This window comes from Staphylococcus sp. 11511212, from assembly GCF_011394755.1.
Lineage (GTDB): Bacteria > Bacillota > Bacilli > Staphylococcales > Staphylococcaceae > Staphylococcus > Staphylococcus chromogenes.
Window position 1 is genome coordinate 33448 of record NZ_JAANBQ010000016.1, and the last position, 24672, is coordinate 58119.

Consider the following 24672-nt stretch of genomic DNA (forward strand, 5'->3'; position numbering starts at 1 on the left):
CACATGTGAAGTTCTTGCGATTTAAAGCTAGATTTTCATATGAATTTCATATAAAGTTTATTGACTTTTCATGACAACATGATAAAATTTTATTCGGGCTCCTTTAAATAGGACAATGAAAAAACGCATACGTCAAAGAGATGTTCACACGCAAAGCAAGCGTTCAAAAATAAATGACGTAAACTCGTTCCCCCTTACATGAAATGATTGTGAGAGGGAACTTTTTTATTTTTATAATAAATGTATCTTACATTTTACTGTTTGTATTGGATTTACCCCTTAGCAAAAGCTTCTGATATGAAATGAGGAGGAATAAGAATGACCAAGTTTATTTTCGTAACAGGTGGTGTTGTTTCATCACTAGGCAAAGGGATTACGGCAGCATCACTCGGTCGACTATTAAAAGACCGTGGATTATCTGTAACCATTCAAAAATTTGACCCATATTTAAATGTGGATCCAGGTACGATGAGTCCGTATCAACATGGTGAAGTTTTTGTCACTGATGATGGCGCGGAAACGGATCTTGATTTAGGCCATTATGAACGTTTTATAGATATTAATTTAAACAAATACTCAAATGTGACTGCAGGGAAAGTCTATTCCCACGTTTTGAAAAAAGAACGTCGCGGAGATTATTTAGGTGGAACAGTACAAGTCATCCCTCACATTACAAATGAAATTAAATCAAGATTACTGCTTGCTGGTGAAAGTACGAATGCAGATGTCGTAATTACAGAAATCGGCGGTACGACAGGGGATATTGAATCGTTACCTTTTATTGAAGCTATTCGTCAAATCAGAAGTGATTTAGGTCGCGAAAATGTGATGTATGTTCACTGTACACTTTTACCATACATTAAAGCAGCAGGTGAAATGAAAACGAAACCGACACAACATAGTGTGAAAGAATTACGTGGCCTTGGCATTCAACCAGACCTAATTGTGGTACGTACAGAATATGAAATGGGGCAAGATTTAAAAGATAAAATTGCGCTATTTTGTGATATTGATAAGAAAAGCGTCATCGAATGTCGTGATGCAGAATCATTATATGAAATTCCTTTACAATTAAGTCGCCAAGATATGGACGATATTGTTATTGAACGCCTCGGATTAGAAGCGCAATATGAAACGCAACTTGATGAGTGGAATCATTTAATCAATGTCGTGAATAATTTGGAAGGTAAAGTAACAATAGCGCTTGTAGGAAAGTATGTTGCTTTACAAGATGCCTATCTTTCTGTAGCAGAATCTTTAAAACATGCAGGATACCCTCATATGAAAGATATTGAAATTCGCTGGATTGATTCAAGTGAAGTGACTGATGAAAATGCGGAAAGCTATTTCCATGACGTTGATGGTATTTTAGTACCAGGCGGATTTGGATTCCGTGCAAGTGAAGGGAAAATATCTGCGATTAAGTATGCGCGTGAAAACAAAGTCCCATTCTTTGGCATTTGTCTAGGGATGCAATTGGCGACAGTTGAATATGCCCGTCACGTGGTTGGTTTAACTGATGCACATTCTGCTGAATTAGATCCAAACACACCATATCCAGTTATTGATTTGTTACCTGAGCAAAAAGATATTGAAGATTTAGGTGGGACACTTCGATTAGGATTGTATCCATGTACAATTAAACCAAATACGTTAGCAGAGCGTATTTATGACGCCCAAAATATTCAAGAGCGTCACCGTCATCGTTATGAGTTTAATAATGAATACAGAGAAAAATTAGAAGAGGCGGGCATGATTTTCTCAGGAACAAGCCCTGATGGACGTTTAGTGGAAATGGTGGAAATTGAAGATCATCCTTTCTTTATTGCATGTCAATTCCATCCTGAATTTTTATCACGTCCAAATCGTCCTCAACCGATTTTTAAATCATTCATCGAAGCTGCAATACAACAACAAAATAAATAATTGGCACACCAAAAAAGCGACGGAGCATTCAAAGGTTAAGAATGCCCCGTCGCTTTATCAATTTTATAAGTCTAAGTCTCTTATCATTTCAATCATTTGTGTATAAATATCATAGTAAATGTAATTCATCGCAATATTGTGTGGAACGACCACTTTATCATAATCTTCAGTCATGACGATAGCTCTAGGGGTGGATAAATTGATAAAATGTATCAAGTGTTCGGGTACCGTATAAGATTTTGAAGGATTTGTAATTAAAACGACCTCTTTATCTAAGTCTATGAGTTGTTGTAAATCTTTTTCTAATGCCTCTGTCATAAAAGGTGCAAAAAGTAAAATGCGATCTGTGCTGTCTAGTTGCTCAAATGTATCTACTGCGCTAAGCGAACGACTTGATTTTAATTTTTCTTCACTGTTTAAAATATAAGGTTCAAACCATTGTAGATCGTCATATCCTTTGACATATATATGTCCTTCGCCACCCATCGCTTGAATCAGACATTGTGCAGCCATTTGGATATCAAGTTCTTGTTTATCGATACGTTGGAAAATTCCAGTCAACTGTGTTGCTAACATTTTGGACATAATGTGTGCCTCCGTTATTAAAATCATTGTGTTTTATTTTAAGGAATTATACTTCAATTATCAATATTCGCATATTCATACAAAAATGATTACGCTTTCATTGACGAAATGATGAAATAATCACATTTTGACAGGATTATTTATGCATTTTACGTTCAATTTTGCTATAATGTGGTTATAAATTTAATGTGCGATATGCACCAAGGAGGAACTTTCATGCCTTTAGTTTCAATGAAAGAAATGTTAATCGACGCAAAAGAAAATGGTTATGCTGTAGGCCAATATAACCTTAATAACTTAGAATTCACACAAGCGATTCTACAAGCATCTCAAGAAGAGAATGCACCTGTTATTTTAGGGGTATCAGAAGGTGCCGCACGCTATATGGGTGGTTTTTATACTGTTGTTAAAATGGTAGAAGGTTTAATGCATGACTATGAAATCACAATTCCAGTAGCGATTCATTTAGATCATGGTTCAAGTTTCGAAAAATGTAAAGAAGCAATTGACGCTGGTTTTACATCAGTCATGATTGATGCTTCACATGAGCCATATGAAGATAACGTCAAAGTGACTTCAAAAGTGGTTGAATACGCACATGCACGTGGTGTTTCTGTTGAAGCTGAACTTGGTACAGTCGGTGGACAAGAGGATGATGTGGTAGCTGACGGTGTGATCTATGCGGATCCAATCGAGTGTCAAAACTTAGTGAAAGATACAGGTATTGATACTTTAGCACCTGCATTAGGTTCTGTACACGGACCATACAAAGGTTTACCAAACTTAGGTTTCAAAGAAATGGAAGAAATTGGTGCATCTACTGGTTTACCACTTGTATTACATGGAGGTACAGGTATTCCAACTGACGACATTAAAAAAGCCATTTCATTTGGCACTGCTAAAATCAATGTAAACACAGAAAACCAAATTGCTTCTGCTAAACGTGTGCGTGAAGTGTTAGATGCAGATAAAGAAGTTTACGATCCACGTAAATATTTAGGACCTGCACGTGAAGCAATTAAAGAAACAGTCATCGGTAAAATTAAAGAATTTGGTACTTCAAACAAAGCGGAAAATATTAAAGGTTAATCACGCGACGTTTGTGATGAAATGTTTGGAATGTGGGGATGAGACACTGAGCGGTCTCATCCTTTTTTAATAAGTTGAAAAGGGACCCTTTATTTTCAACGGGGCATTTAGTGTGATTTTTTAAGGGATAAAACGATTTTTTTATCATGCTCACGATTTTGCATTTTGAAAAATTTTACATTATAATGCCTATATTATGATATTTTATGGAGAAATTGAGCAAGGGAAAAGGAGTTCAATCACATGGCGCAAGAAGTTATTAAAATTAAAGGTGGCCAAACTTTAAAAGGCAAGGTAGAAATTAGTGGTGCAAAAAATAGTTCAGTTGCGATTATTCCTGCAACATTAATGGCTGAAGAACCTGTAACATTGGATGGTTTGCCTAAAATTTCAGATGTGGAAACATTAGTGAGTTTACTTGGGGATTTAAATATTCAAACAAAGTTGGAAGGCACAACTTTGCATGTTGATCCTACTGAAATCCAAAATGCTGCTTTACCTAATAATAAAGTTGAATCCTTGCGTGCATCCTATTATATGATGGGTGCAATGCTTGGCCGATTTAAAAAATGTGTCATTGGACTCCCAGGAGGATGTCCATTAGGTCCTAGACCTATTGATCAGCATATTAAAGGCTTTAAAGCTTTGGGAGCAGTCGTAGATGAGTCAAGCACGACCTCAATGAAAATTGAAGCTGAGCGTTTAGTTGGAGCGAATATTTATCTTGATATCGTCAGTGTAGGTGCCACTATCAATATTATGTTGGCCGCATCGCGCGCAGAAGGTCAAACAGTGATTGAAAATGCAGCTAAAGAACCTGAAGTTGTCGATGTCGCTAACTTTTTGAATAGTATGGGTGCCAAAATTAGTGGTGCTGGTACTAGTTCAATAAAAATCATGGGTGTGCCTCATCTGCATGGAAGTAGACATCAGATTATTCCTGACCGAATTGAAGCAGGAACCTATATGTGTATTGCTGCGGCGAGTGGTGAACGTATCGTCATTGATAATATTATTCCTAAGCACGTCGAACCGTTAACAGTTAAACTAAAAGAGCTAGGGGTTACAATTGATGTTGGGGACGATTATATGGTTGTTCAAGCGAGCCACCCATACCATAGTGTAGACATTAAAACACTTGTTTATCCCGGGTTTGCAACAGATTTACAACAACCGATAACCCCACTGCTCTTTTTAGCTGAAGGACCTAGTTTTGTGAAAGAAACAATCTATCCAGAACGCTTTAAACATGTTCCTGAATTACAAAAAATGCATGGGGCCATTGATGCAGATCGTGGTACAGCGACCATTAAACCATCAAAGCTATCAGGTGCCGAAGTCTATGCGAGTGATTTACGCGCGGGGGCTTGTTTAATCATAGCCGGTTTAATTGCTGAAGGTGAAACAACGATTTATAATGTCAAACATATTTATAGAGGATACACTGATATCGTAAATAACTTAAAACGTCTAGGCGCAGATATATGGACTGAAACTGTTGATGCTTAATCTATAAAATATTGGACATTCAAATATCTTGATTAAGAGGTGAGAGTCATGGAAGTTTGTCCATATTTAGAAAAAACGTTTAAAATTCTAGGACGGAGCTGGAATGGTTTAATTTTACATTATTTATCCACATGTCCAGAACATCGAGCACACTTTTCAGAAATGAAACGTGATTTGCACCCCATTACTAACCGTGCACTTTCGTTAAAAGTGACAGAGCTTGCAGAATGGGGACTTATTACAAAGCATATCATTTCCGAAAACCCACCCTCTGTTTGCTATGAATTAACTCAAAAAGGTATTGATTTAGCGATAGCGCTTAAACCGCTTGAAAAGTGGGCGCACGACCACGTCACATTGCCTGAAAAAGTTTAAAAACGTTAATTGAACTTATAAAAGTAATATGAATTAGACGATACTGTTCTAATTACATATTGCTTTTTTATTTTGCATTAAAAATTAATAGAGCTGAAGTGAGGGTATAAGCAAAATCAATGCATCACGTCTAAGTGCGCGTTATAGTTTAAATACATCCTTTTTAGGAAATAGATTAACATGTAAACAAGTTTGATAAAGGAGTGTCTATAAATGAGAGACCAAATCAAGCAATATATTAATGGCGAATGGGTAGACAGTGCAAGTGGTGAAACGTTAGAAGTCATAAACCCAGCGACTGAAGAAGTTTTTGGTCATATTGCCAAAGGGAATAAAGAGGATGTCGATCAAGCAGTTAAAGCTGCAAATGACGTTTATCTTGAATTTAGAAATACACCTGTAAAAGAACGACAAGCGATGTTAGGTCGCATCGTCGATGAATATAAAAAACGAAAAGATGACTTAATTGAAGCGATGACTTTAGAGTTAGGGACACCTGTGACGAAATCAGAAAACATCCATTATCAAATGGGTCTTAATCACTTCCAAGAAGCACATGATGCTCTAGATCGTTTTGAATTTGAGGAACAACGTGGAGATAGTTTAGTAGTGAAAGAAGCTATCGGTGTGGCTGGCCTTATCACACCTTGGAACTTTCCAACAAACCAAACATCATTAAAATTAGCAGCTGCATTTGCGGCAGGTTCACCTGTTGTTTTAAAACCGTCAGAAGAGACACCTTTTGCTGCACTTATCTTAGCAGAAATTTTTGAAGCAGCAGGCGTGCCTAAAGGGGTGTTCAATTTAGTAAATGGTGATGGCGAAGGTGTCGGCAATCCATTGAGTGAACATCCAGATGTGAGAATGATGTCATTTACGGGTTCTGGTCCAACAGGTTCAAAAATTATGGAAAAGGCAAGCAAAGACTTTAAAAAGGTTTCACTTGAACTAGGGGGTAAATCACCTTATATCATTCTAGATGATGCGGATGTAGACGAAGCGGCTAAAGCAGCTGTGGGTAAAGTTGTGAATAATACAGGTCAAGTCTGTACTGCAGGAACACGTACACTTGTCCCTGAAAGTATGAAAGAGGCCTTTCTTGAAAAAGCTAAATCCTATATGGAAGCTGTAAAAGTCGGAGACCCACAACAAAAAGAAACAGAAATGGGTCCTATTGTGAGCGAAAAACAATATCGACAAGTTCAAGATTATATTAAAAAAGGTATTCAAGAAGGCGCGGAATTGTATTATGGTGGCGAAGGGCATCCAGAAGGTTTAGATAAAGGATATTTCGTGAAACCAACGATTTTTGCGAACGTGGATAATCAAATGACAATTGCGCAAGAAGAAATTTTTGGCCCTGTGATGTCTGTCATTACGTACAAAGATTTAGATGAAGCGATTCGCATCGCAAATGATACTAAGTACGGATTAGCAGGTTATGTCTTTGGTCAAGATAAAGAACAACTTCATAAAGTGGCACGTTCCATAGAAGCTGGAACTGTTGAAATTAACGAAGCAGGCCGTACACCTGATTTACCATTTGGCGGTTACAAACAATCTGGACTTGGTCGTGAATGGGGCGACTACGGTATCGAAGAATTTTTAGAAGTTAAAGCCATCGCAGGTTATTTTAAAGCATAACTGATGATGCACCACGTTATTAAGTTTTTTGAGAAATTTATCAATAAAACTTAATGACGTGGATCTTTTTAGTTTCTTTTTAAATCATGTTTTGTATTTATTCATAAAATTTGCTATAGTATTGATGTTATCGTATCAATTATCGCTACGATGAAAGAATTTATTATGAAATGAGTGTTAAATATGGCGACCAAGGAAAGAACGTCACCGCAGTATGAATCTTTTCATGAATTATACAAAAACTACACCACGAAAGCTTTGACTGAAAAAGCAAAGTCTCTAAAGCTGACAAACTATAGCAAGTTGAATAAGAAAGAACTTGTCCTTGCCATAATGGAAGCACAAATGGAAAAAGACGGAAACTACTATATGGAAGGTATCTTAGATGATATTCAACAAGATGGTTACGGCTTTTTAAGAACGGTTAATTATTCTAAAGGTGAAAAAGATATATATATTTCTGCCTCTCAGATAAGACGATTTGAAATTAAATTAGGCGATAAAGTCACAGGTAAAGTTAGACAACCTAAAGAAAGTGAAAAGTATTATGGACTTTTACAAGTCGATTTTGTGAATGATCACAATGCTGAAGAAGTCAAAAAACGTCCCCACTTCCAAGCACTAACGCCTCTATATCCAGATGAACGTATTCAATTAGAAACAGACCCCGAAAAATACTCCACACGCATTATGGATTTAGTGACACCTATCGGATTAGGACAACGTGGTTTAATCGTTGCACCACCTAAAGCAGGTAAGACCTCTTTATTAAAAGAAATCGCAAACGCAATTGTGAAAAATAAACCAAATGCAAAACTGTTTATTTTACTCGTCGGCGAAAGACCGGAGGAAGTAACAGATATCGAGCGTTCTGTAGAGGAAGCTGAGGTTGTGCACTCTACGTTTGATGAACATCCTAGACATCATGTTAAGGTTGCAGAATTACTGTTAGAACGTGCAAAGCGCTTAGTTGAAATTGGAGAAGATGTTATCGTATTGATGGACTCTATTACACGTTTGGCGCGCGCATACAACCTTGTCGTACCTCCAAGCGGTAGAACATTATCAGGAGGTCTTGACCCAGCATCTTTACATGGACCTAAAACGTTTTTTGGAGCTGCAAGAAACATTGAAGCAGGAGGCAGTTTGACGATTTTAGCCACTGCGCTAGTAGATACAGGTTCTCGTATGGACGACATGATTTATGAAGAATTTAAAGGAACGGGAAATATGGAGTTACATTTAGACAGACGTTTATCTGAACGTAGAATTTTCCCGGCGATTGATATTTCACGTAGTTCTACACGTAAAGAAGAATTGTTAGTGCCTAAAGAAGAATTAGAAAGTTTATGGCAACTTCGAAATATGTTTTCTAATTCACCTGATTTTGCAGAACGATTTATTCGTCGTTTGAAAAAAACAAAAACCAACAAACAATTCTTTGAAGAGTTAAAGAAAAGTGCGCTAGAAAGCACCCGTACAGGTAAGCCGATTATTTAAAATGAATAAATGTTAAAGTAGGGTTGCATTTTAAAAATGCAACCTTTATAATGTTTAAGTATTGGTGAAAACTCACAAATAACTCTGTTCCGGATGGTTCAGGGCAAAGGAGCTGAAAATAATGAAACAAGGCATTCATCCAGAATACCGTAAAGTAATCTTCTTAGATACTACAACAGATTTTAAATTCTTAAGTGGTTCTACGAAGTTTTCTAACGAAACAATGGAATGGGAAGATGGTAACGAGTATCCAGTTATTCGTTTAGATATCTCTTCAGATTCACACCCATTCTACACAGGACGTCAAAAATTTGCTGCTGCAGATGGTCGTGTGGAACGTTTCAACAAGAAATTCGGTCTCAAATCAAACAACTAATTATCGTATTAACGAAATACAAGGGAGCGGGACATTGGTCTCTGCTCCTTTTTTGTAGACAAAAGCACTTTTTTGATTATAAGTACGTTAACAATCATAAATGCATACATAGAAGATATAAGGGAGTGAGACATAAAAATGTTCGAACTCCTTTTTCATGAAATCTTCAAATAGGAACATCATTATATGATATAATTAAGCGATTATGTTTTGAAAAGGGTGGCAATAACATGTACGAAGCGTATCATTCAGGATGGATTGAATGCATTACCGGCAGTATGTTTAGTGGAAAGTCAGAAGAGCTGATTAGACGCTTGCGTCGAGGTGTGTATGCGAAACAAAAGGTCATCGTGTTTAAACCGACGATTGACGATCGATACCATAAAGAAAAAATAGTTTCGCATAATGGGAATGCGATAGAGGCCATTAATATTACTGAAGCGAAAGAAATAGAGCAACATGACTTGTCGGATGTAGATATTATAGGTATTGATGAAATTCAATTTTTTGATCGTACTGTCGTCGATATTGCGCAAGATTTGGCAAAAAAAGGTTATCGTGTGATTACTGCGGGGTTAGATATGGATTTCAAAGGGGAGCCTTTTGATCCTGTTCCAGAGATGCTAGCGGTAAGTGAACATATTACTAAACTTCAAGCCGTTTGTGCAGTTTGTGGCGCATCTTCAAGTCGAACACAACGATTAATCGATGGACGACCTGCGAAATATGATGATCCAATTATAATGGTAGGGGCTAATGAAAGTTATGAACCTCGATGTCGTGCACACCATGTCATTTTACCGAGTGATGAAAAAGAGGAGGAATAAAATATGTTTGATCAATTAGATATTGTTGAAGAACGCTATGAACAACTCAACGAATTACTTAGTGATCCAGAAGTGGTGAGTGATTCAGATAAATTACGTAAATATTCTAAAGAACAATCAGAACTTCAAAAAACTGTTGAAGTTTATCGTCAATATAAACAAGTTAAAGAAGATTTAGAGGATATAGATTTAATGCTTAATGATACCTCAGATGAAGATGAAATTGAAATGTTAAAAGAAGAAGCCTCTGAATTAAAAGCGCAAATTCCAAGTTTTGAAGAGGAATTGAAACTATTATTAATTCCAAAAGACCCAAATGATGACAAAGACGTTATCGTTGAAGTGCGTGCAGCTGCTGGAGGGGATGAAGCAGCGATTTTTGCGGGTGATTTATTTAGAATGTATACAAAATATGCAGAAGCGAATCGATTTAAAACAGAGATTGTGGAAGCCACTGAAAGTGATCACGGAGGATATAAAGAAATTAGTTTTTCAGTTTCAGGTGACGGGGCCTACAGTAAATTAAAATTCGAAAATGGTGCGCATCGTGTACAACGTGTTCCTGAAACAGAATCTGGTGGACGTATTCATACGTCAACAGCAACTGTGGCTGTTTTACCTGAAGTCGAAGATGTTGAAATTGAAATTCGCAACGAGGATTTAAAAATAGACACATATCGCTCAAGTGGGGCAGGAGGTCAACACGTTAATACAACGGACTCTGCTGTACGTATTACCCATTTACCTACAGGGGTTATTGCGACATCATCTGAAAAATCCCAAATTCAAAACCGTGAAAAAGCGATGAAAGTATTGAAAGCACGTTTATATGATATGAAAGTCCAAGAAGAACAACAAAAATATGCTGCACAACGTAAGTCAGCTGTGGGGACGGGCGACCGTTCAGAACGTATTCGTACTTATAATTATCCGCAAAGCCGTGTCACAGACCATCGCATCGGTTTAACCTTACAAAAATTGGATCAAATTATGGAAGGTAAACTTGATGAAATCATTGATGCGCTTACAATGCACGAACAAACTGAAAAATTAAAAGAGCTTAATAATGGTGAAATATAATCAGTGGATTAGCCAAGCGCAACAGCAACTGCAAGATAAAAGATTAGAGACTGCTCAAGTCGATTGGTTAGTCATGGACTTGCTCGGATGGAGTCGGACTACATATTTGATGAATAAACAACAAGTCATCTCAGAGCAAGAATTTCATTTATTACAAAACGGTTTAGAACGATTGTTAAAAGGAGAACCTGAGCAATATGTCGTAGGATTTGCCTCCTTTATGGGCCGAGATTTCAAGGTTACCCCTGATGTCTTGATTCCAAGACCAGAAACTGAGGAAGTCGTCGCTCACTTTATGGATCAGTTACCTCGAGAAGGGACGATTGCAGATATTGGGACAGGTAGTGGTATCATTGCTATTTCGATAAAGAAAGCACATCCACAGTTGTCTGTTTATGCTTCTGATATTTCCCCTCAAGCCCTAGAGGTAGCTCAACGAAATGCGCAACAACACGATGCCGCCATACAATTTTTATGTGGTGATACGTTACACCCTTTTATAGAAAAAAAGTTGAAGTTGGAGGGATTAATTTCCAATCCGCCATATATCGACTGCATTGAACAAAATGTGATGAGTACAAGTACCTTAAATTATGAACCACATTTAGCGCTATTTGCTGAAGATGAGGGACTGAAAATTTATCGTTCTATACTCATACAACTGCCAAAAGTAATGAAAGAAGGGGCGCCTGTTGTTTTTGAAATAGGATATCAACAAGGTGCCGCATTAAAAAGTTTAATAACGAGCCTTTATCCACAACTTGTTCCAAAGGTCATTAAAGATATTAATGGGAATGACCGTATTATAAGTTTTAAATGGAGCGCCCAATAATTGAATTCAAAGTTATGTCTCTAATATAGAGTGCATAACTTTTTATTATGAAGTAAAATAAAAGTAAGAAAGAGGTGTTTTCTCGTGATAAACACAAAAATTTGGGACGTACGTGAATTTACTTATCAACTCAAAGATTATCCTCAATTTGAAGAAATTGTTCGTATGTATCAAGAAGGCAAATTAATCGTAATGCCAACAGAGACAGTATACGGCTTAGGTGCTAGCGCATTAAATGAAGAAGCGGTAAAAGGAATCTACGAAGCTAAAGGGCGCCCTTCAGACAATCCATTAATTATTCATATCTATGATACAGATCAATTAAATGATTTTGTAACCTCCGTTTCAGAAACAACATTAAAATTAATGGAAGCTTTTTGGCCAGGACCTATTACTTTTATTTTACCTCTTAAAAAAGGATTTTTATGTGAACGTGTAACGGGAGGGTTAAATTCGGTGGCTGTACGCATGCCAAGTCATCCAGTTGCCCGATATATTTTGAAAATAGCTAATATTCCTATCGCAGCACCAAGTGCGAACTTGAGCGGACGTCCATCACCTACAACGTTTGAACACGCATTCGAAGATTTAAATGGACGGGTGGATGGGATTATCCATTCGACACCAAGTGATGCTGGGCTTGAAAGTACAGTGATCGATTGTACTTCATTCCCATACCGAATTGCGAGACCAGGAACGATTACGCGTCAAATGTTGAATGAAATACTCCCTAATTCAATAGATGAGTCCGTCATAGATATGACCGAAAAGCCTATAGCTCCAGGTATGAAATATAAACATTATGCACCGGATACACCACTCGTGATGATTGAAAATATTGAGGGCCCTATTCGTGAGAATGCACATGAAAATTGGCAAGAAATTGCTTTTATTGTTCCAGAAAGTATGTCTAAGTATATTCCTAAAGAAGCCACAACGATGGTTTTAAGTCATGATGAGTGGGACATCCAACACGCTAATCGTAATTTATACGCGGCATTACATCAATTAGACACACTTTCAAATATACAGCGTGCGTATATTTATGGATACCCCGTAAGCGAAGAAACCGAAGCCTTACGCAATCGAATGCTAAAAGCAGTCAATCACCAAATTGTAAAGGATGAGCGTTTATGAGGATTATTTTTGTGTGCACTGGAAATACTTGCAGAAGTCCAATGGCAGAAAGTATTGCAAAGCGCCTGTTGCCAACGCATCAAATTGAATCACGAGGACTTATGGCAAGTGAGGGTGCCTCGCCATCTGCGCATACTGAGGAAGTATTAAAAATACATGACTATCCTGAACCTTCTTTAGCCAAGCAATTTCAGAAAGAAGATATGAAAGCGGATTTAATATTAACCATGACATCAGAACATAAGCGTTGGATTGACCACTATTTTGGGCAACAATCACATGTATATACGCTTAAAGATTATTTAGATAGTGCTTCTGATATTCCCGACCCGTTTGGAAGTTCATATGAAATGTATTTACAATTATTTCAACACCTTGAAACCGATATTTTCAAGCTTAAAGACCGAATAGATTAAATTCAGTTATATAATCAGTATAAGTTCCAAAGAAAATAAGTTATAATAAATGGCATATAGCACGTTTCTATGTTCTTTGGATAATTTGTTTTGTATTGATACATAATCCTAGGAGGTTTTGGAAATGAAAGGTTTAAAACAGTTATTAGAAGAACTCAAGTCTCAATCATTTTTTGTTGACGGAGAAATCTGTGTTATTGGTTGTTCTACATCAGAGGTGTTGGGCGACAAAATAGGTACGACAGGTTCTTTAGATATAGCAAAAGACATTTTTGAAGCACTCGATGAGATTTCAACAGAAACGGGTGTTTCATTTGCATATCAAGGATGTGAACATATCAATCGCGCATTGACGATTGAACGCAAAGACTTTGATCCGTATCAAATGGAGGAAGTAACGGTCGTTCCGGATGTTCACGCGGGAGGTTCGTTGTCAACTTATGCCTATCGCCACCTAAAAGATCCAATTGTTGTAGAACATATCACAGCAAACAAAGGGATTGATATTGGCCAAACGTTAATCGGTATGCATCTTAAACATGTCGCTGTGCCTGTCCGCACATCTGTCGATAAAATAGGAGAAGCTATCGTAACGGTGGCAACGACACGACCTAAAAAAATTGGTGGTGAACGTGCGAAATATCAACTTTAAAAGGGAAAGAGGGATTAAGTTTATGTCATTTATTTCTAAGCAAGACAAAGCAGTAGCTGATGCGATTCAAAAAGAATATCACCGTCAAAATAAGCACATCGAACTGATTGCTTCTGAAAACTTTGTATCAGAAGCAGTGATGGAAGCACAGGGCTCAGTCATGACAAATAAGTACGCTGAAGGATATCCTAATCGTCGATACTACGGAGGTTGCGTCAATGTCGATACGATAGAACAACTTGCGATTGATCGTGCGAAAAAACTCTTTAATGCAGAACATGTCAATGTACAACCCCATTCTGGCTCGCAAGCGAATATGGCTGTATATTTGGTAGCTTTAAATCATGGCGACACTGTTTTAGGCATGAACTTAAGCCATGGAGGTCACTTAACGCATGGATCTCCAGTCAACTTTAGTGGTCAGTTTTATAACTTTGTGGAATATCAAGTGACTAAAGAGGAAGAACGCATTGATTATGAAGAGATTCGTCGCTTAGCAAAAGAAAATAAACCGAAGCTCATTGTCGCGGGCGCATCTGCATATTCTCGTGAAATTGATTTCAAAAAATTCAAAGAAATTGCGGATGAAGTTGGCGCTAAACTTATGGTAGATATGGCGCACATCGCCGGATTAGTTGCGGCAGGATTACACCAAAATCCAGTAGAGGTTGCAGATTTTGTTACGACAACAACGCACAAAACACTACGTGGTCCTCGTGGAGGTATGATTTTGTGTAAAGAGAAATATAAAAAAGACATAGACAAAACAATTTTCCCAGGCATTCAAGGGGGGCCATTAGAGCACGTGATCGCTGCAAAAGCTGTGGCGTTTGGAGAAGCGTTACAGCCTGATTTCAAAACGTACCAAGCACAAGTGATTAAAAATGCAAAAGTACTTGCAGAAACATTACAAAAAAACGGTTTTCGTATTGTCTCTGGCGGTACAGACAATCATCTTGTAGCGGTAGATGTTAAAGGTTCTATTGGTATCACGGGTAAAGATGCTGAAGAAGCATTGGATCGTGTGGGTATTACATGTAATAAGAATACGATTCCATTTGACCAAGAAAAACCTTTTGTAACGAGTGGCATTCGCTTGGGCACACCTGCTGCAACAACACGCGGTTTTGATGAGGATGCGTTTGAAGAAGTCGCAAATATTATTAGCGATGTGCTCAAACATCATCAAGATAGTGACGTTATTGAAAAAGCAGAAAAGCGTGTTCAAACGTTAACTCAAAAATTCCCATTATATAACTAATGATATTGGAGGCAAAAAAACAATGGGTAAAGTACATGTATTTGATCATCCATTAATTCAACATAAGTTAAGTTATATTCGTGACGTCAATACGGGCACGAAAGCTTTTCGTGAGCTTGTTGATGAAGTAGGAATGTTGATGGCCTACGAGGTGACACGTAACTTAGAATTGCAAGAAGTCGAAATTGAAACACCAGTTACAAAAGCGAAAGCCAAACGTTTATCTGGTAAAAAATTAGCTTTTGTTCCAATTCTTCGTGCAGGGTTAGGCATGACACAAGGTATTTTAAATCTAGTGCCTGCTGCGCGTATCGGCCATGTTGGATTATATAGAGATCCTGAAACTTTAGAAGCCGTAGAATATTTTGTGAAGTTACCACAAGATATCGAGGAACGTGAAATTATCGTAGTAGATCCTATGTTAGCGACTGGAGCATCAGCGATTGAAGCGATTACTTCATTGAAAAAACGTGGCGCAAAGCACATTCGTTTTATGTGTTTAATTGCCGCACCTGAAGGCGTTCAGAAACTTCAAGAAGCACACGAAGATGTAGATATTTTTATTGCTGCACTTGATGAAAAACTTGATGAAAACGCCTATATCATCCCAGGCTTAGGGGATGCTGGTGACCGTTTATTTGGTACAAAATAATTGTCTTAATTAAGGAGCGCTTATTTGATGAAACGAATTATGACGATATTTGGTACGCGTCCTGAAGCGATTAAAATGGCGCCACTTGTTCTTCAGTTAAAAAAAGAAGAGCAATTAGAGCCTGTCGTTGTCGTGACGGCGCAACACCGAGAAATGCTAGATTCTGTATTAGAAACCTTTAATATACAACCAGATTATGACTTAAATGTAATGAAACCTGGACAAACATTATCCCAAGTCACATCACGTGTTTTAACAGGACTTGAAGATATTATTAAAGAAGTACAACCCGATATGATTTTAGTACACGGTGATACAACAACAACTTTTGCAGGGAGTTTAGCAGCATTTTATAACGAGATCAGTATTGGTCATGTTGAAGCTGGACTGAGAACTTGGAATAAATATTCTCCATTTCCTGAAGAGATGAATCGTCAAATGACTGGTATCATGGCAGATTTACACTTTGCACCAACAGAACAAGCGGAAAAGAATTTATTAAACGAAAATAAAGACCCACAATCAGTAGTCGTAACGGGTAATACCGCAATTGATGCAATGCACACGACAATCGACCAAGATTATCAATCAGAAATTATTCAACGTCATCAAGATAAACGCATCATTCTTTTAACTTCACACAGACGTGAAAATATTGGGCAACCGATGGAAAATATTTTTAAAGCAGCGAGACGTATTGTGGAAGAGATCGAAGATGCTGTTATTGTGTATCCAATGCACAAAAACCCTAAAGTAAGAGACATTGCACGTCAATATTTGAGTGATCATGATCGCATTGAATTGATTGAACCACTTGAAGTTGTGGATTTTCATAATTTTGCACATCAATCATATTTGATTTTAACTGATTCTGGAGGGGTTCAAGAAGAAGCGCCTTCATTAGGAAAACCTGTTTTAGTGTTACGAGACACGACAGAACGTCCTGAAGGTGTAGAAGCGGGTACATTAAAACTTGCAGGAACCGAAGAAGAAGACGTTTATCGTCTCACGAAAGAGCTATTAACAGACAAAGAATTATATCAAAGTATGAGTATAGCGCAAAACCCTTATGGCGATGGACATGCATCTGAAAGAATTTGCAACCATATTCGACATTATTTTGGTTTAACACAAACAAAACCGGAATCATTTAAACCGGAAGCATAGTGGCAAACTAAATGTGTCAATTTTGTGACTATTTGTGACTTTAAATGAAGTCCTCTTAAATGCATAATTGACACACTTTTGCCCCTATATTATCATGAAAGTTGTATGCATGGAACGGCTTTCATAAATGTTCCTAAAAGTGGAAAAGGGGTTCATTATGGTACGTTTACTAAAGTGTACACAGCCGTTTTTGACATATTATTGTTGCCTCTGGGTGGGCCTCATTATGCTTTATATTTGGATACATCATGCTTTTGTTCTTGGATTGATTGTAGGTATGGTAGCATCTACGCTTAACACGCTTATTTTTGAACTTTATTTATATCGCGCTCAGTCGATAAATGTAGGTTCACTTTCAACGGGCGGAAGTTGGCGTTTTTTAAATGCGATACTTGCTTGTTTAATATGGGGCTTTTTCCAGGAACAGATACATATTTTAGGTGTATTGATAGGGCTAATGGTTTCTTATGTTTTTATAGTTTTTCGTCCGTTACTCAAGCCGGACACACGTAACTCTAATTGAAAAGAGGTGAAATTTTAAAATGGATCATAAAAGTCCAATAGTAACTTGGCATTTTCTAGGATTGGATATTAACTTTAACTTATCTACGGTAATGATGTTGATTATCACAGCAATTATCGTGTTTGTGCTAGCAGTCTTATGTACACGAAATCTTCAGAAAAGACCTAAAGGTGCCCAAAACTTTATCGAATGGGTATTTGATTTTGTGCGGGGCATCATTGAAAGTAACATGGCTTGGTCTAAAGGAGGTCATTTTCACTTCTTAGCAGTGACATTAATTTTGTTTATTTTTGTGGCTAATATGTTAGGTTTACCTTTACAATTGGTAGCAAATCACTACTTATGGTGGAAGTCACCAACTGCAGATCCGCATGTCACACTCACACTAGCAACAATGATGGTAATTCTTACTCATTACTATGGAGTGAAAATGCGAGGTACAAAAGCGTATCTTCACAACTATGTTCAACCTTATCCTGCATTAGTAGTCATTAATGTATTTGAGGAATTTGCCTCTACGTTAACTTTAGGTTTGCGTCTGTATGGTAATATTTTTGCCGGTGAAATTTTACTTGGCTTACTTGCGGGCGTGACGTTTAGTGCATTTGGTTGGATTATTGGTATTCCAGGTTTAATTGTATGGCAAGGTTTCTCAATCTTTGTAGGTTCTATCCAAGCATATATCTTTATTATGTTATCAATGGTTTACATGTCACATAAAGTGGCAGACGACCATTAAAAATAAAAAAATCACATTTAAAAAATTAGGAGGATTTATATAATGAATTTAATCGCAGCAGCAATCGCAATTGGTTTATCAGCACTTGGTGCAGGTGTAGGTAACGGTTTAATCGTATCTAGAACAGTAGAAGGTGTCGCTCGTCAACCAGAAGCACGTACACAGTTAATGTCAATCATGTTCATCGGTATCGGTTTAGTTGAGGCACTTCCAATCATCGGCGTAGTTATCACTTTCATCGTTTTATTCCAATAAACGATTCGTATTGATAACTTATCACGACATTTTCCAATAAGCACAAAAGTAAGAATTTTATTGAGTCCGGGCGGAGACATGGTTAACGTGCTCGCCCCAAATTTATAATGATAAAAAATGGAAACTGATGATTAAGTATAGTGGTGATCAACGTCAACACTAAAAATCATCCGTGCCGGGGTGGGATTTGAGAAACAATTACTCCCACTCCCATTCATTTTATAGTTTCGTGATGAAATGATTGAAAGGAGTGTACAGCAAATTGACAACCAACATGTTTACCTTTGCAGCTAGTGCGGGTGGCGTAAATATTGGTGACATCATTGTTACAATTTTAACGTTTGTCATCTTACTTTTCCTACTTAAAAAGTTTGCATGGGGACCACTTAAAAAGGTTATGGACGATCGTGAGCGTTCAATCAATCAAGATATTGATGATGCAGAACGTGCAAAAATGAATGCACAACGTCTAGAAGAAGAAAATCGAAAAACTTTAAAAGAAACACAAGATCAAGTACACAAAATGCTTGAGGAAGCCAAAGTACAAGCACAACGCCAACAAGAAGAAATTATCCATGAAGCGAATCAACGTGCGAACGGTATGTTAGAAACGGCGCAAAGTGAAATCAAGAGTGAAAAAGAACGTGCATTAGCTGAAATTAATAATCAAGTCTCTGAACTTTCTGTATTAATTGCATCAAAAGTGTTACGTAAAGAAATTTCTGAACAAGACCAAAAAGACCTTATTGAAAAGTACATTAAAGAGGTAGGGGATAAATAATGGCACAAGTTGCACAAAAATATGCCCAAGCACTTTTTGATGTTGCAGTTAAAGCTGAAGTCCTTACAGATATTTATCAAGATTTCACTGAAATTAACACAAGTATCCAAAGTGAAGGTTCTCGATTACAAGTCATTGACCTTGAACCAAAGCTTACATTAGACGATAGACAAAATTTAGTCTCAAATGTATTCAAAGGTGTACATCCGTACTTGTTGAATACATTAAAAGTAATGACTGGACATCGTAACTTAGCTTTGTTAGGAGACGTGTACAAGGCATTTGAAGGTTTATATAATCATTTCCACGGTTTTGACGATGCGTACGTTGTTTCTGCGCGTCCTTTATCCGAACCAGAATTAGCACATTTAAAACATGCTTTAGTTCAACGTACAGGGTTAAAAGACCTTAATCTACATACTTCAGTCGACGAAGCGCTTATCGGTGGCGTCAAAGTTAAAATTGGTACAAAAGTATATGATGGAACTGTACAAAACGACTTAGAGCAACTCGCAAAAAAATTCAGTAGAGCACATTAAATACGAGATGAAAGAGGAGTGACATAGATGGCCATAAAAGCTGAGGAAATTAGTGCATTACTTCGCTCTCAAATTGAGAACTATGAGTCAGAAATGTCTGTAACTGATGTAGGGACAGTTATCCAAATTGGTGACGGTATTGCATTAGTACATGGACTGAACGACGTTATGGCTGGCGAATTATTAGAATTCCACAATGGTGTTCTAGGATTAGCACAAAACTTAGAAGAAACTAACGTAGGTGTTGTTATTTTAGGCCCTTACGATGAAATTACAGAAGGTGCTGAAGTAAAACGTACAGGACGTATTATGGAAGTTCCTGTTGGTGAAGAACTTATCGGTCGTGTGGTTAACCCATTAGGTCAACCTATCGATGGTCAAGGTCCATTAAATACAACAAAAACACGCCCAATTGAGAAAAAAGCAACGGGTGTTATGGCTCGTAAATCAGTTGACGAACCATTACAAACAGGTATCAAAGCCATTGACGCATTAGTTCCTATTGGACGTGGACAACGTGAGTTAATTATTGGTGACCGCCAAACAGGTAAAACAACGGTTGCTATTGATACAATTTTAAACCAAAAAGACCAAGATATGATTTGTGTTTATGTAGCGATTGGTCAAAAAGAATCAACGGTACGTGCTTCTGTTGAAAAATTACGTCAAGCGGGCGCATTAGATTATACAATAGTTGTATCAGCATCAGCCGCACAACCTTCACCAATGTTATACATTGCACCATATGCAGGTGTTTCAATGGCTGAAGAATTCATGTTTAACGGAAAACATGTGCTTGTTGTGTATGATGATTTAACGAAACAAGCAGCAGCTTACCGTGAGTTATCATTATTATTACGTCGTCCACCAGGCCGTGAAGCTTATCCAGGTGATGTATTCTACTTACATAGTCGTTTATTAGAACGTGCGGCTAAGTTGAATGATGATTTAGGTGGAGGCTCAATTACAGCTTTACCATTCGTTGAAACACAAGCTGGAGATATCTCAGCATATGTTCCTACAAACGTTATTTCTATTACTGACGGTCAAATCTTCTTGCAATCTGATTTGTTCTTCTCAGGTGTTCGACCTGCCATTAATGCCGGTCTTTCAGTATCACGTGTAGGGGGCTCTGCGCAAATTAAAGCGATGAAGAAAGTTGCAGGGACATTACGTTTAGACCTTGCTTCATACCGTGAATTAGAATCGTTCGCACAATTTGGTTCAGACCTAGATGAAGCGACTGCCAAAAAACTTGAACGTGGTAAACGTACAGTTGAGGTCTTAAAACAAGATCAAAACAAACCATTACCTGTTGAACATCAAGTGCTCATCATTTATGCATTAACACGTGGATATCTTGATGATATTCCAGTAGAAGACATTACACGTTTTGAAGCTGAAATCATTGAATGGACGAAAGGAAATGCAAATGACATTTTCACTGAAATCCGTGAAACAGGTGGCTTACCTGCTGACGAAAAATTTGAAAAAGCAATTAATGCATTCAAACAAAGCTTCAAAAAATCAGAATAAAGCAAAATACATGAGATAAGGTGGTGAGATAGTGGCTTCTTTAAAAGAAATTGATTCACGTATTAAATCAACGAAAAAGATGAAACAAATTACGAGTGCGATGAACATGGTATCCAATTCTAAACTTCGTAAGGCTGAAAAAAATACGAAGAAATTCCGTCCTTATATGGAAAAGATGGAAGATGCTATTACAGCTATCGCAGGATCAAGTTCGTCTAGTAATCATCCGATGTTAAACGAGCGTGAAGTCAAGCGTGTGGGATACATGGTCATTACGAGTGATAGCGGATTAGCAGGTGCCTATAGCGCAAATGTTCTCAAAAAAATGATTCGTGATATTGAAAAGCGTCATCAAAGTCAGGATGAATATCGTCTTATTGTTTTAGGTAAAATAGGGATTTCATTTTTAGAAAATCGTGGCTATAAAATAGAAAACGCTTTGACTGATATTCCAGACCAACCTTCATTCAAAGCGATACAATCTATTGCGACACGTGCCGTTGATTTATTTAACGAAGAAAAAATTGACGAATTAAATGTCTACTATAGCCATTATGTCAGTGTGATTGAAAACACACCAAAAAGTAAAAAGTTACTGCCATTATCACCTGAAGATCAATCTTTAGGACATGGTGCAATGTCATCTTATGAATTTGAGCCTGACAAAGAATCAATCTTAAAAGTATTATTGCCACAATATATTGAAAGTTTGATTTATGGCACAATTTTAGATGCCAAAGCAAGTGAGCACGCTTCACGTATGAATGCCATGAAGAATGCTTCTGATAATGCAACTGATTTAATTGATGATTTATCTTTACAATATAACCGTGCACGACAAGCAGCAATCACACAACAAATTACTGAAATTGTTGGCGGTGCAGCAGCACTTGAATAACATTTTTTATAAGGAGGAACTAACATGGGATTAGGCCGTGTAACACAGGTCATGGGGCCAGTCATTGACGTGCGTTTTGACCATAATGAAATTCCAAACATTAACAACGCACTTGTAATTGATGTACCTAGAGATGGTAAAACGGAACAACTCACTTTAGAAGTAGCCTTACATTTAGGTGATGATGTTGTTCGTTCTATCGCAATGGACTCAACAGATGGTGTACAACGTGGTGCTGAAGTGAAAGATACTGGAGCACCTATCAGTGTACCAGTTGGAGATGCAACATTAGGCCGTGTGTTTAATGTATTAGGAGATAAAATTGACCTTGAGCCAGAAATCGACGCTTCTGTCCGTCGTGATCCAATTCACCGTCAAGCCCCTCAATTTGATGAATTATCAACTGAGGTTGAAATTTTAGAAACGGGTATCAAAGTTGTAGACTTATTAGCCCCTTACATTAAAGGTGGTAAAATTGGATTATTCGGTGGTGCGGGTGTAGGTAAAACCGTTTTAATTCAAGAGCTCATTAATAACATCGCTCAAGAACACGGTGGTATTTCTGTATTCGCCGGTGTTGGTGAACGTACACGTGAAGGAAACGACTTGTACTACGAAATGAAAGACAGTGGTGTTATTGCGAAAACAGCGATGGTATTCGGTCAGATGAATGAGCCACCAGGTGCGCGTATGCGTGTAGCACTTTCTGGTTTAACAATGGCAGAATACTTCCGTGATGAACAAGGACAAGACGTGTTATTATTCATTGATAACATTTTCCGCTTCACTCAAGCAGGTTCAGAAGTATCTGCATTGTTAGGTCGTATGCCTTCAGCAGTAGGTTACCAACCAACATTAGCTACTGAAATGGGACAACTACAAGAGCGTATTACTTCAACAAATAAAGGTTCTGTTACGTCAATTCAAGCAGTATTCGTACCTGCCGATGACTATACTGACCCAGCACCAGCAACAGCTTTCGCGCACTTAGATGCGACGACAAACTTGGAACGTAAATTAAGTGAAATGGGTATTTATCCTGCAGTGGATCCTTTAGCGTCAACATCACGTGCCTTAGAGCCAACTGTCGTTGGACAAGAACATTACGAAGTGGCACGTCAAGTTCAATCTACATTACAAAAATACCGTGAATTACAAGATATTATTGCAATTTTAGGTATGGATGAGCTTTCAGACGAAGATAAGAAAACAGTTGAACGTGCGCGTCGTATTCAATTCTTCTTATCTCAAAACTTCCATGTTGCTGAACAGTTTACAGGACAAAAAGGTTCTTACGTACCAGTTAAAAATACGGTTCAAGACTTTAAAGCAATTTTAGATGGTAAATATGACCATATTCCTGAAGATGCTTTCCGTCTTGTAGGTGGTATTGACGACGTTATTGCCAAAGCTAAAGACATGGGTGTTGAAGTTTAATACAATTAGGAGGTATGGATAATGAATACATTAACCTTAGATATCGTCACTCCTAATGGTTCTGTTTATAAACAAGACAATGTAGAAATAGTTGTCTTACAAACAACAGCAGGCGAAATGGGTGTGATGCATGGTCACATTCCGACGGTTGCCCCATTACGTATAGGACATATTAAAGTTAACCGCAATGGTCAATCTGATTATATAGCTGTAACTGAAGGATTTGCGGAAATACGCCAAGAAAAAGTTAATATTTTAGTCCAGTCTGCAGAATCTGCGGATGATATTGACTTAGAGCGTGCAAAATCTGCCAAACAACGTGCGACGTTTTATCTAGATGGTGATAAAAGTGATACGGATCATAAACGTGCAGAACGCGCGTTAAAACGTGCAGAAAACCGCATCGAAGTCGCAAAATTTAAATAAACTATAAACAATAACCTACTGACGTTAATCAGTAGGTTATTGTTTTTTTGTGAGAAAGTTCTAAGTTATTTATTATTTGAAATTGCATCAATTGTATATACAAAACTGACAAAAAGTCGTATGATATTATCTATGTGTATCTTTAAATTTAGATAAAATTTCAATGTCTATTAGGCAGATTAGATTAGGAATTCATACGCAAATCATGTAAAATTGAGTCAGATAATCTAAAAAGGAGCAATAAAATGCAATGGAATATATAGGACAATTCGCAATTGTACATCTTATCATGCATGTGCTCTGTATTTGTATTGCGTACTGGTGTTTAAATGCTGTGCGCTTAGATCAATTTTTTAAAAAAGGCTATGCACGACAAGTTCAAATTGCCATGATATTTGTAGCAATTTTACTGGGAACGAGTGTGAGTAACTTTATTGTTGATTTATTACAATTTTCAACTCAAATACAATACTTATTAAAATAATTGCTTTATATAAGTTTAAGCGTATT

The 24672-nt window shown here is 37.4% G+C and carries 27 protein-coding genes; 26 read left to right on the plus strand and 1 reads right to left on the minus strand.

Going from position 1 to position 24672, the window contains the following annotated elements; genetic code table 11:
- Nucleotides 1–318 precede the first annotated feature (318 nt).
- Entirely contained in the window at nucleotides 319–1926 is a 1608-nt protein-coding gene (locus G8Y84_RS09710; RefSeq protein ID WP_037576559.1) for a CTP synthase, read from the plus strand.
- 63 nt (nucleotides 1927–1989) lie between these two features.
- Here the strand turns inward: G8Y84_RS09710 and G8Y84_RS09715 are convergent, their stop codons facing one another.
- Nucleotides 1990–2511: a DUF2529 family protein gene (locus tag G8Y84_RS09715; protein ID WP_037576561.1), complete on the minus strand. Its 522-nt coding sequence runs from the start codon at nucleotides 2509–2511 to the stop codon at nucleotides 1990–1992.
- A 216-nt stretch (nucleotides 2512–2727) separates the two neighbouring features.
- Between G8Y84_RS09715 and fdaB the strand changes: the two genes are divergently transcribed.
- From fdaB to G8Y84_RS09840, 25 genes are all read left to right on the plus strand, one after another.
- Nucleotides 2728–3600 carry a class IIb fructose-bisphosphate aldolase FdaB gene (fdaB, locus tag G8Y84_RS09720; RefSeq protein WP_037576564.1) on the plus strand — a complete coding sequence of 291 codons (873 nt, stop codon included), beginning with the start codon at nucleotides 2728–2730 and terminating at the stop codon, nucleotides 3598–3600.
- 243 nt (nucleotides 3601–3843) lie between these two features.
- The gene (locus G8Y84_RS09725; RefSeq protein ID WP_103159238.1) at nucleotides 3844–5109 is read left to right on the plus strand and encodes a UDP-N-acetylglucosamine 1-carboxyvinyltransferase; all 1266 of its coding nucleotides are present in this window, start codon (nucleotides 3844–3846) and stop codon (nucleotides 5107–5109) included.
- 48 nt (nucleotides 5110–5157) lie between these two features.
- Nucleotides 5158–5484, plus strand: a complete 327-nt coding sequence (locus G8Y84_RS09730; protein ID WP_103159239.1) for a winged helix-turn-helix transcriptional regulator — start codon at nucleotides 5158–5160, stop codon at nucleotides 5482–5484.
- 213 nt (nucleotides 5485–5697) lie between these two features.
- Entirely contained in the window at nucleotides 5698–7128 is a 1431-nt protein-coding gene (locus G8Y84_RS09735) for an aldehyde dehydrogenase family protein (RefSeq protein ID WP_105963465.1), read from the plus strand.
- A gap of 183 nt (nucleotides 7129–7311) precedes the next feature.
- Complete coding sequence (gene rho, locus G8Y84_RS09740; RefSeq protein WP_037576574.1) at nucleotides 7312–8628, plus strand: transcription termination factor Rho; 1317 nt, start codon at nucleotides 7312–7314, stop codon at nucleotides 8626–8628.
- A gap of 121 nt (nucleotides 8629–8749) precedes the next feature.
- A complete protein-coding gene (locus G8Y84_RS09745; protein WP_037576577.1) occupies nucleotides 8750–9004 on the plus strand; it encodes a type B 50S ribosomal protein L31 in 255 nt (84 codons plus the stop codon).
- 230 nt (nucleotides 9005–9234) lie between these two features.
- Nucleotides 9235–9831, plus strand: a complete 597-nt coding sequence (locus tag G8Y84_RS09750) for a thymidine kinase (protein WP_037576579.1) — start codon at nucleotides 9235–9237, stop codon at nucleotides 9829–9831.
- A gap of 3 nt (nucleotides 9832–9834) precedes the next feature.
- Complete coding sequence (gene prfA, locus G8Y84_RS09755) at nucleotides 9835–10911, plus strand: peptide chain release factor 1 (protein ID WP_037576582.1); 1077 nt, start codon at nucleotides 9835–9837, stop codon at nucleotides 10909–10911.
- Complete coding sequence (prmC, locus tag G8Y84_RS09760; RefSeq protein ID WP_107366376.1) at nucleotides 10898–11743, plus strand: peptide chain release factor N(5)-glutamine methyltransferase; 846 nt, start codon at nucleotides 10898–10900, stop codon at nucleotides 11741–11743. The genes prfA and prmC overlap by 14 nt, the downstream gene beginning before the upstream one ends.
- An 87-nt stretch (nucleotides 11744–11830) precedes the next feature.
- Nucleotides 11831–12880, plus strand: coding sequence for an L-threonylcarbamoyladenylate synthase (locus G8Y84_RS09765; RefSeq protein WP_037576639.1), 1050 nt, complete (start codon nucleotides 11831–11833; stop codon nucleotides 12878–12880).
- Entirely contained in the window at nucleotides 12877–13296 is a 420-nt protein-coding gene (locus G8Y84_RS09770; protein ID WP_037576586.1) for a low molecular weight protein arginine phosphatase, read from the plus strand. The genes G8Y84_RS09765 and G8Y84_RS09770 overlap by 4 nt, the downstream gene beginning before the upstream one ends.
- Before the next feature lie 124 nt (nucleotides 13297–13420).
- A complete protein-coding gene (locus tag G8Y84_RS09775) occupies nucleotides 13421–13948 on the plus strand; it encodes a TIGR01440 family protein (RefSeq protein WP_037576588.1) in 528 nt (175 codons plus the stop codon).
- Nucleotides 13949–13970: 22 nt separating this feature from the next.
- Nucleotides 13971–15209: a serine hydroxymethyltransferase gene (glyA, locus tag G8Y84_RS09780; protein WP_165806330.1), complete on the plus strand. Its 1239-nt coding sequence runs from the start codon at nucleotides 13971–13973 to the stop codon at nucleotides 15207–15209.
- Between the two features lie 22 nt (nucleotides 15210–15231).
- Nucleotides 15232–15861 (plus strand): uracil phosphoribosyltransferase, encoded by a 630-nt coding sequence (gene upp / locus G8Y84_RS09785; RefSeq protein WP_037576594.1) that lies wholly within the window; start codon nucleotides 15232–15234, stop codon nucleotides 15859–15861.
- Nucleotides 15862–15888: 27 nt separating this feature from the next.
- Nucleotides 15889–17028: a non-hydrolyzing UDP-N-acetylglucosamine 2-epimerase gene (wecB, locus tag G8Y84_RS09790; RefSeq protein ID WP_105963468.1), complete on the plus strand. Its 1140-nt coding sequence runs from the start codon at nucleotides 15889–15891 to the stop codon at nucleotides 17026–17028.
- Between the two features lie 226 nt (nucleotides 17029–17254).
- A complete protein-coding gene (locus tag G8Y84_RS09795) occupies nucleotides 17255–17551 on the plus strand; it encodes a hypothetical protein (protein WP_229717321.1) in 297 nt (98 codons plus the stop codon).
- A 19-nt stretch (nucleotides 17552–17570) separates the two neighbouring features.
- Nucleotides 17571–18290 (plus strand): F0F1 ATP synthase subunit A, encoded by a 720-nt coding sequence (atpB, locus tag G8Y84_RS09800; RefSeq protein WP_037576603.1) that lies wholly within the window; start codon nucleotides 17571–17573, stop codon nucleotides 18288–18290.
- A gap of 42 nt (nucleotides 18291–18332) precedes the next feature.
- The gene (atpE, locus tag G8Y84_RS09805; RefSeq protein ID WP_037576605.1) at nucleotides 18333–18545 is read left to right on the plus strand and encodes a F0F1 ATP synthase subunit C; all 213 of its coding nucleotides are present in this window, start codon (nucleotides 18333–18335) and stop codon (nucleotides 18543–18545) included.
- Nucleotides 18546–18819: 274 nt separating this feature from the next.
- Nucleotides 18820–19326 (plus strand): F0F1 ATP synthase subunit B, encoded by a 507-nt coding sequence (locus tag G8Y84_RS09810; RefSeq protein ID WP_037576642.1) that lies wholly within the window; start codon nucleotides 18820–18822, stop codon nucleotides 19324–19326.
- Nucleotides 19326–19865, plus strand: a complete 540-nt coding sequence (locus G8Y84_RS09815) for a F0F1 ATP synthase subunit delta (protein WP_037576608.1) — start codon at nucleotides 19326–19328, stop codon at nucleotides 19863–19865. Before G8Y84_RS09810 ends, G8Y84_RS09815 begins: the two co-directional genes overlap by 1 nt.
- Before the next feature lie 27 nt (nucleotides 19866–19892).
- Nucleotides 19893–21401, plus strand: a complete 1509-nt coding sequence (atpA, locus tag G8Y84_RS09820; RefSeq protein WP_037576611.1) for a F0F1 ATP synthase subunit alpha — start codon at nucleotides 19893–19895, stop codon at nucleotides 21399–21401.
- A 31-nt stretch (nucleotides 21402–21432) separates the two neighbouring features.
- Nucleotides 21433–22299 carry an ATP synthase F1 subunit gamma gene (gene atpG / locus G8Y84_RS09825; protein ID WP_037576613.1) on the plus strand — a complete coding sequence of 289 codons (867 nt, stop codon included), beginning with the start codon at nucleotides 21433–21435 and terminating at the stop codon, nucleotides 22297–22299.
- Nucleotides 22300–22323: 24 nt separating this feature from the next.
- Nucleotides 22324–23736, plus strand: a complete 1413-nt coding sequence (gene atpD, locus G8Y84_RS09830) for a F0F1 ATP synthase subunit beta (protein ID WP_037576616.1) — start codon at nucleotides 22324–22326, stop codon at nucleotides 23734–23736.
- Between the two features lie 21 nt (nucleotides 23737–23757).
- Entirely contained in the window at nucleotides 23758–24162 is a 405-nt protein-coding gene (locus G8Y84_RS09835) for a F0F1 ATP synthase subunit epsilon (protein WP_037576619.1), read from the plus strand.
- 250 nt (nucleotides 24163–24412) lie between these two features.
- The gene (locus tag G8Y84_RS09840; RefSeq protein ID WP_037576621.1) at nucleotides 24413–24646 is read left to right on the plus strand and encodes a DUF1146 family protein; all 234 of its coding nucleotides are present in this window, start codon (nucleotides 24413–24415) and stop codon (nucleotides 24644–24646) included.
- The last annotated feature ends 26 nt before the right edge of the window (nucleotides 24647–24672 follow it).

What these genes read in the sequence shown, in the direction of transcription:
- G8Y84_RS09710 (WP_037576559.1), top strand. Translation starts at nt 319, where the DNA reads ATGACCAAGTTTATTTTCGTAACAGGTGGTGTTGTTTCATCACTAGGC.
- G8Y84_RS09715 (WP_037576561.1), bottom strand. Translation starts at nt 2,511, where the DNA reads ATGTCCAAAATGTTAGCAACACAGTTGACTGGAATTTTCCAACGTATC.
- fdaB (WP_037576564.1), top strand. Translation starts at nt 2,728, where the DNA reads ATGCCTTTAGTTTCAATGAAAGAAATGTTAATCGACGCAAAAGAAAAT.
- G8Y84_RS09725 (WP_103159238.1), top strand. Translation starts at nt 3,844, where the DNA reads ATGGCGCAAGAAGTTATTAAAATTAAAGGTGGCCAAACTTTAAAAGGC.
- G8Y84_RS09730 (WP_103159239.1), top strand. Translation starts at nt 5,158, where the DNA reads ATGGAAGTTTGTCCATATTTAGAAAAAACGTTTAAAATTCTAGGACGG.
- G8Y84_RS09735 (WP_105963465.1), top strand. Translation starts at nt 5,698, where the DNA reads ATGAGAGACCAAATCAAGCAATATATTAATGGCGAATGGGTAGACAGT.
- rho (WP_037576574.1), top strand. Translation starts at nt 7,312, where the DNA reads ATGGCGACCAAGGAAAGAACGTCACCGCAGTATGAATCTTTTCATGAA.
- G8Y84_RS09745 (WP_037576577.1), top strand. Translation starts at nt 8,750, where the DNA reads ATGAAACAAGGCATTCATCCAGAATACCGTAAAGTAATCTTCTTAGAT.
- G8Y84_RS09750 (WP_037576579.1), top strand. Translation starts at nt 9,235, where the DNA reads ATGTACGAAGCGTATCATTCAGGATGGATTGAATGCATTACCGGCAGT.
- prfA (WP_037576582.1), top strand. Translation starts at nt 9,835, where the DNA reads ATGTTTGATCAATTAGATATTGTTGAAGAACGCTATGAACAACTCAAC.
- prmC (WP_107366376.1), top strand. Translation starts at nt 10,898, where the DNA reads ATGGTGAAATATAATCAGTGGATTAGCCAAGCGCAACAGCAACTGCAA.
- G8Y84_RS09770 (WP_037576586.1), top strand. Translation starts at nt 12,877, where the DNA reads ATGAGGATTATTTTTGTGTGCACTGGAAATACTTGCAGAAGTCCAATG.
- G8Y84_RS09775 (WP_037576588.1), top strand. Translation starts at nt 13,421, where the DNA reads ATGAAAGGTTTAAAACAGTTATTAGAAGAACTCAAGTCTCAATCATTT.
- glyA (WP_165806330.1), top strand. Translation starts at nt 13,971, where the DNA reads ATGTCATTTATTTCTAAGCAAGACAAAGCAGTAGCTGATGCGATTCAA.
- upp (WP_037576594.1), top strand. Translation starts at nt 15,232, where the DNA reads ATGGGTAAAGTACATGTATTTGATCATCCATTAATTCAACATAAGTTA.
- wecB (WP_105963468.1), top strand. Translation starts at nt 15,889, where the DNA reads ATGAAACGAATTATGACGATATTTGGTACGCGTCCTGAAGCGATTAAA.
- G8Y84_RS09795 (WP_229717321.1), top strand. Translation starts at nt 17,255, where the DNA reads ATGCTTTATATTTGGATACATCATGCTTTTGTTCTTGGATTGATTGTA.
- atpB (WP_037576603.1), top strand. Translation starts at nt 17,571, where the DNA reads ATGGATCATAAAAGTCCAATAGTAACTTGGCATTTTCTAGGATTGGAT.
- atpE (WP_037576605.1), top strand. Translation starts at nt 18,333, where the DNA reads ATGAATTTAATCGCAGCAGCAATCGCAATTGGTTTATCAGCACTTGGT.
- G8Y84_RS09810 (WP_037576642.1), top strand. Translation starts at nt 18,820, where the DNA reads ATGTTTACCTTTGCAGCTAGTGCGGGTGGCGTAAATATTGGTGACATC.
- G8Y84_RS09815 (WP_037576608.1), top strand. Translation starts at nt 19,326, where the DNA reads ATGGCACAAGTTGCACAAAAATATGCCCAAGCACTTTTTGATGTTGCA.
- atpA (WP_037576611.1), top strand. Translation starts at nt 19,893, where the DNA reads ATGGCCATAAAAGCTGAGGAAATTAGTGCATTACTTCGCTCTCAAATT.
- atpD (WP_037576616.1), top strand. Translation starts at nt 22,324, where the DNA reads ATGGGATTAGGCCGTGTAACACAGGTCATGGGGCCAGTCATTGACGTG.
- G8Y84_RS09835 (WP_037576619.1), top strand. Translation starts at nt 23,758, where the DNA reads ATGAATACATTAACCTTAGATATCGTCACTCCTAATGGTTCTGTTTAT.
- G8Y84_RS09840 (WP_037576621.1), top strand. Translation starts at nt 24,413, where the DNA reads ATGGAATATATAGGACAATTCGCAATTGTACATCTTATCATGCATGTG.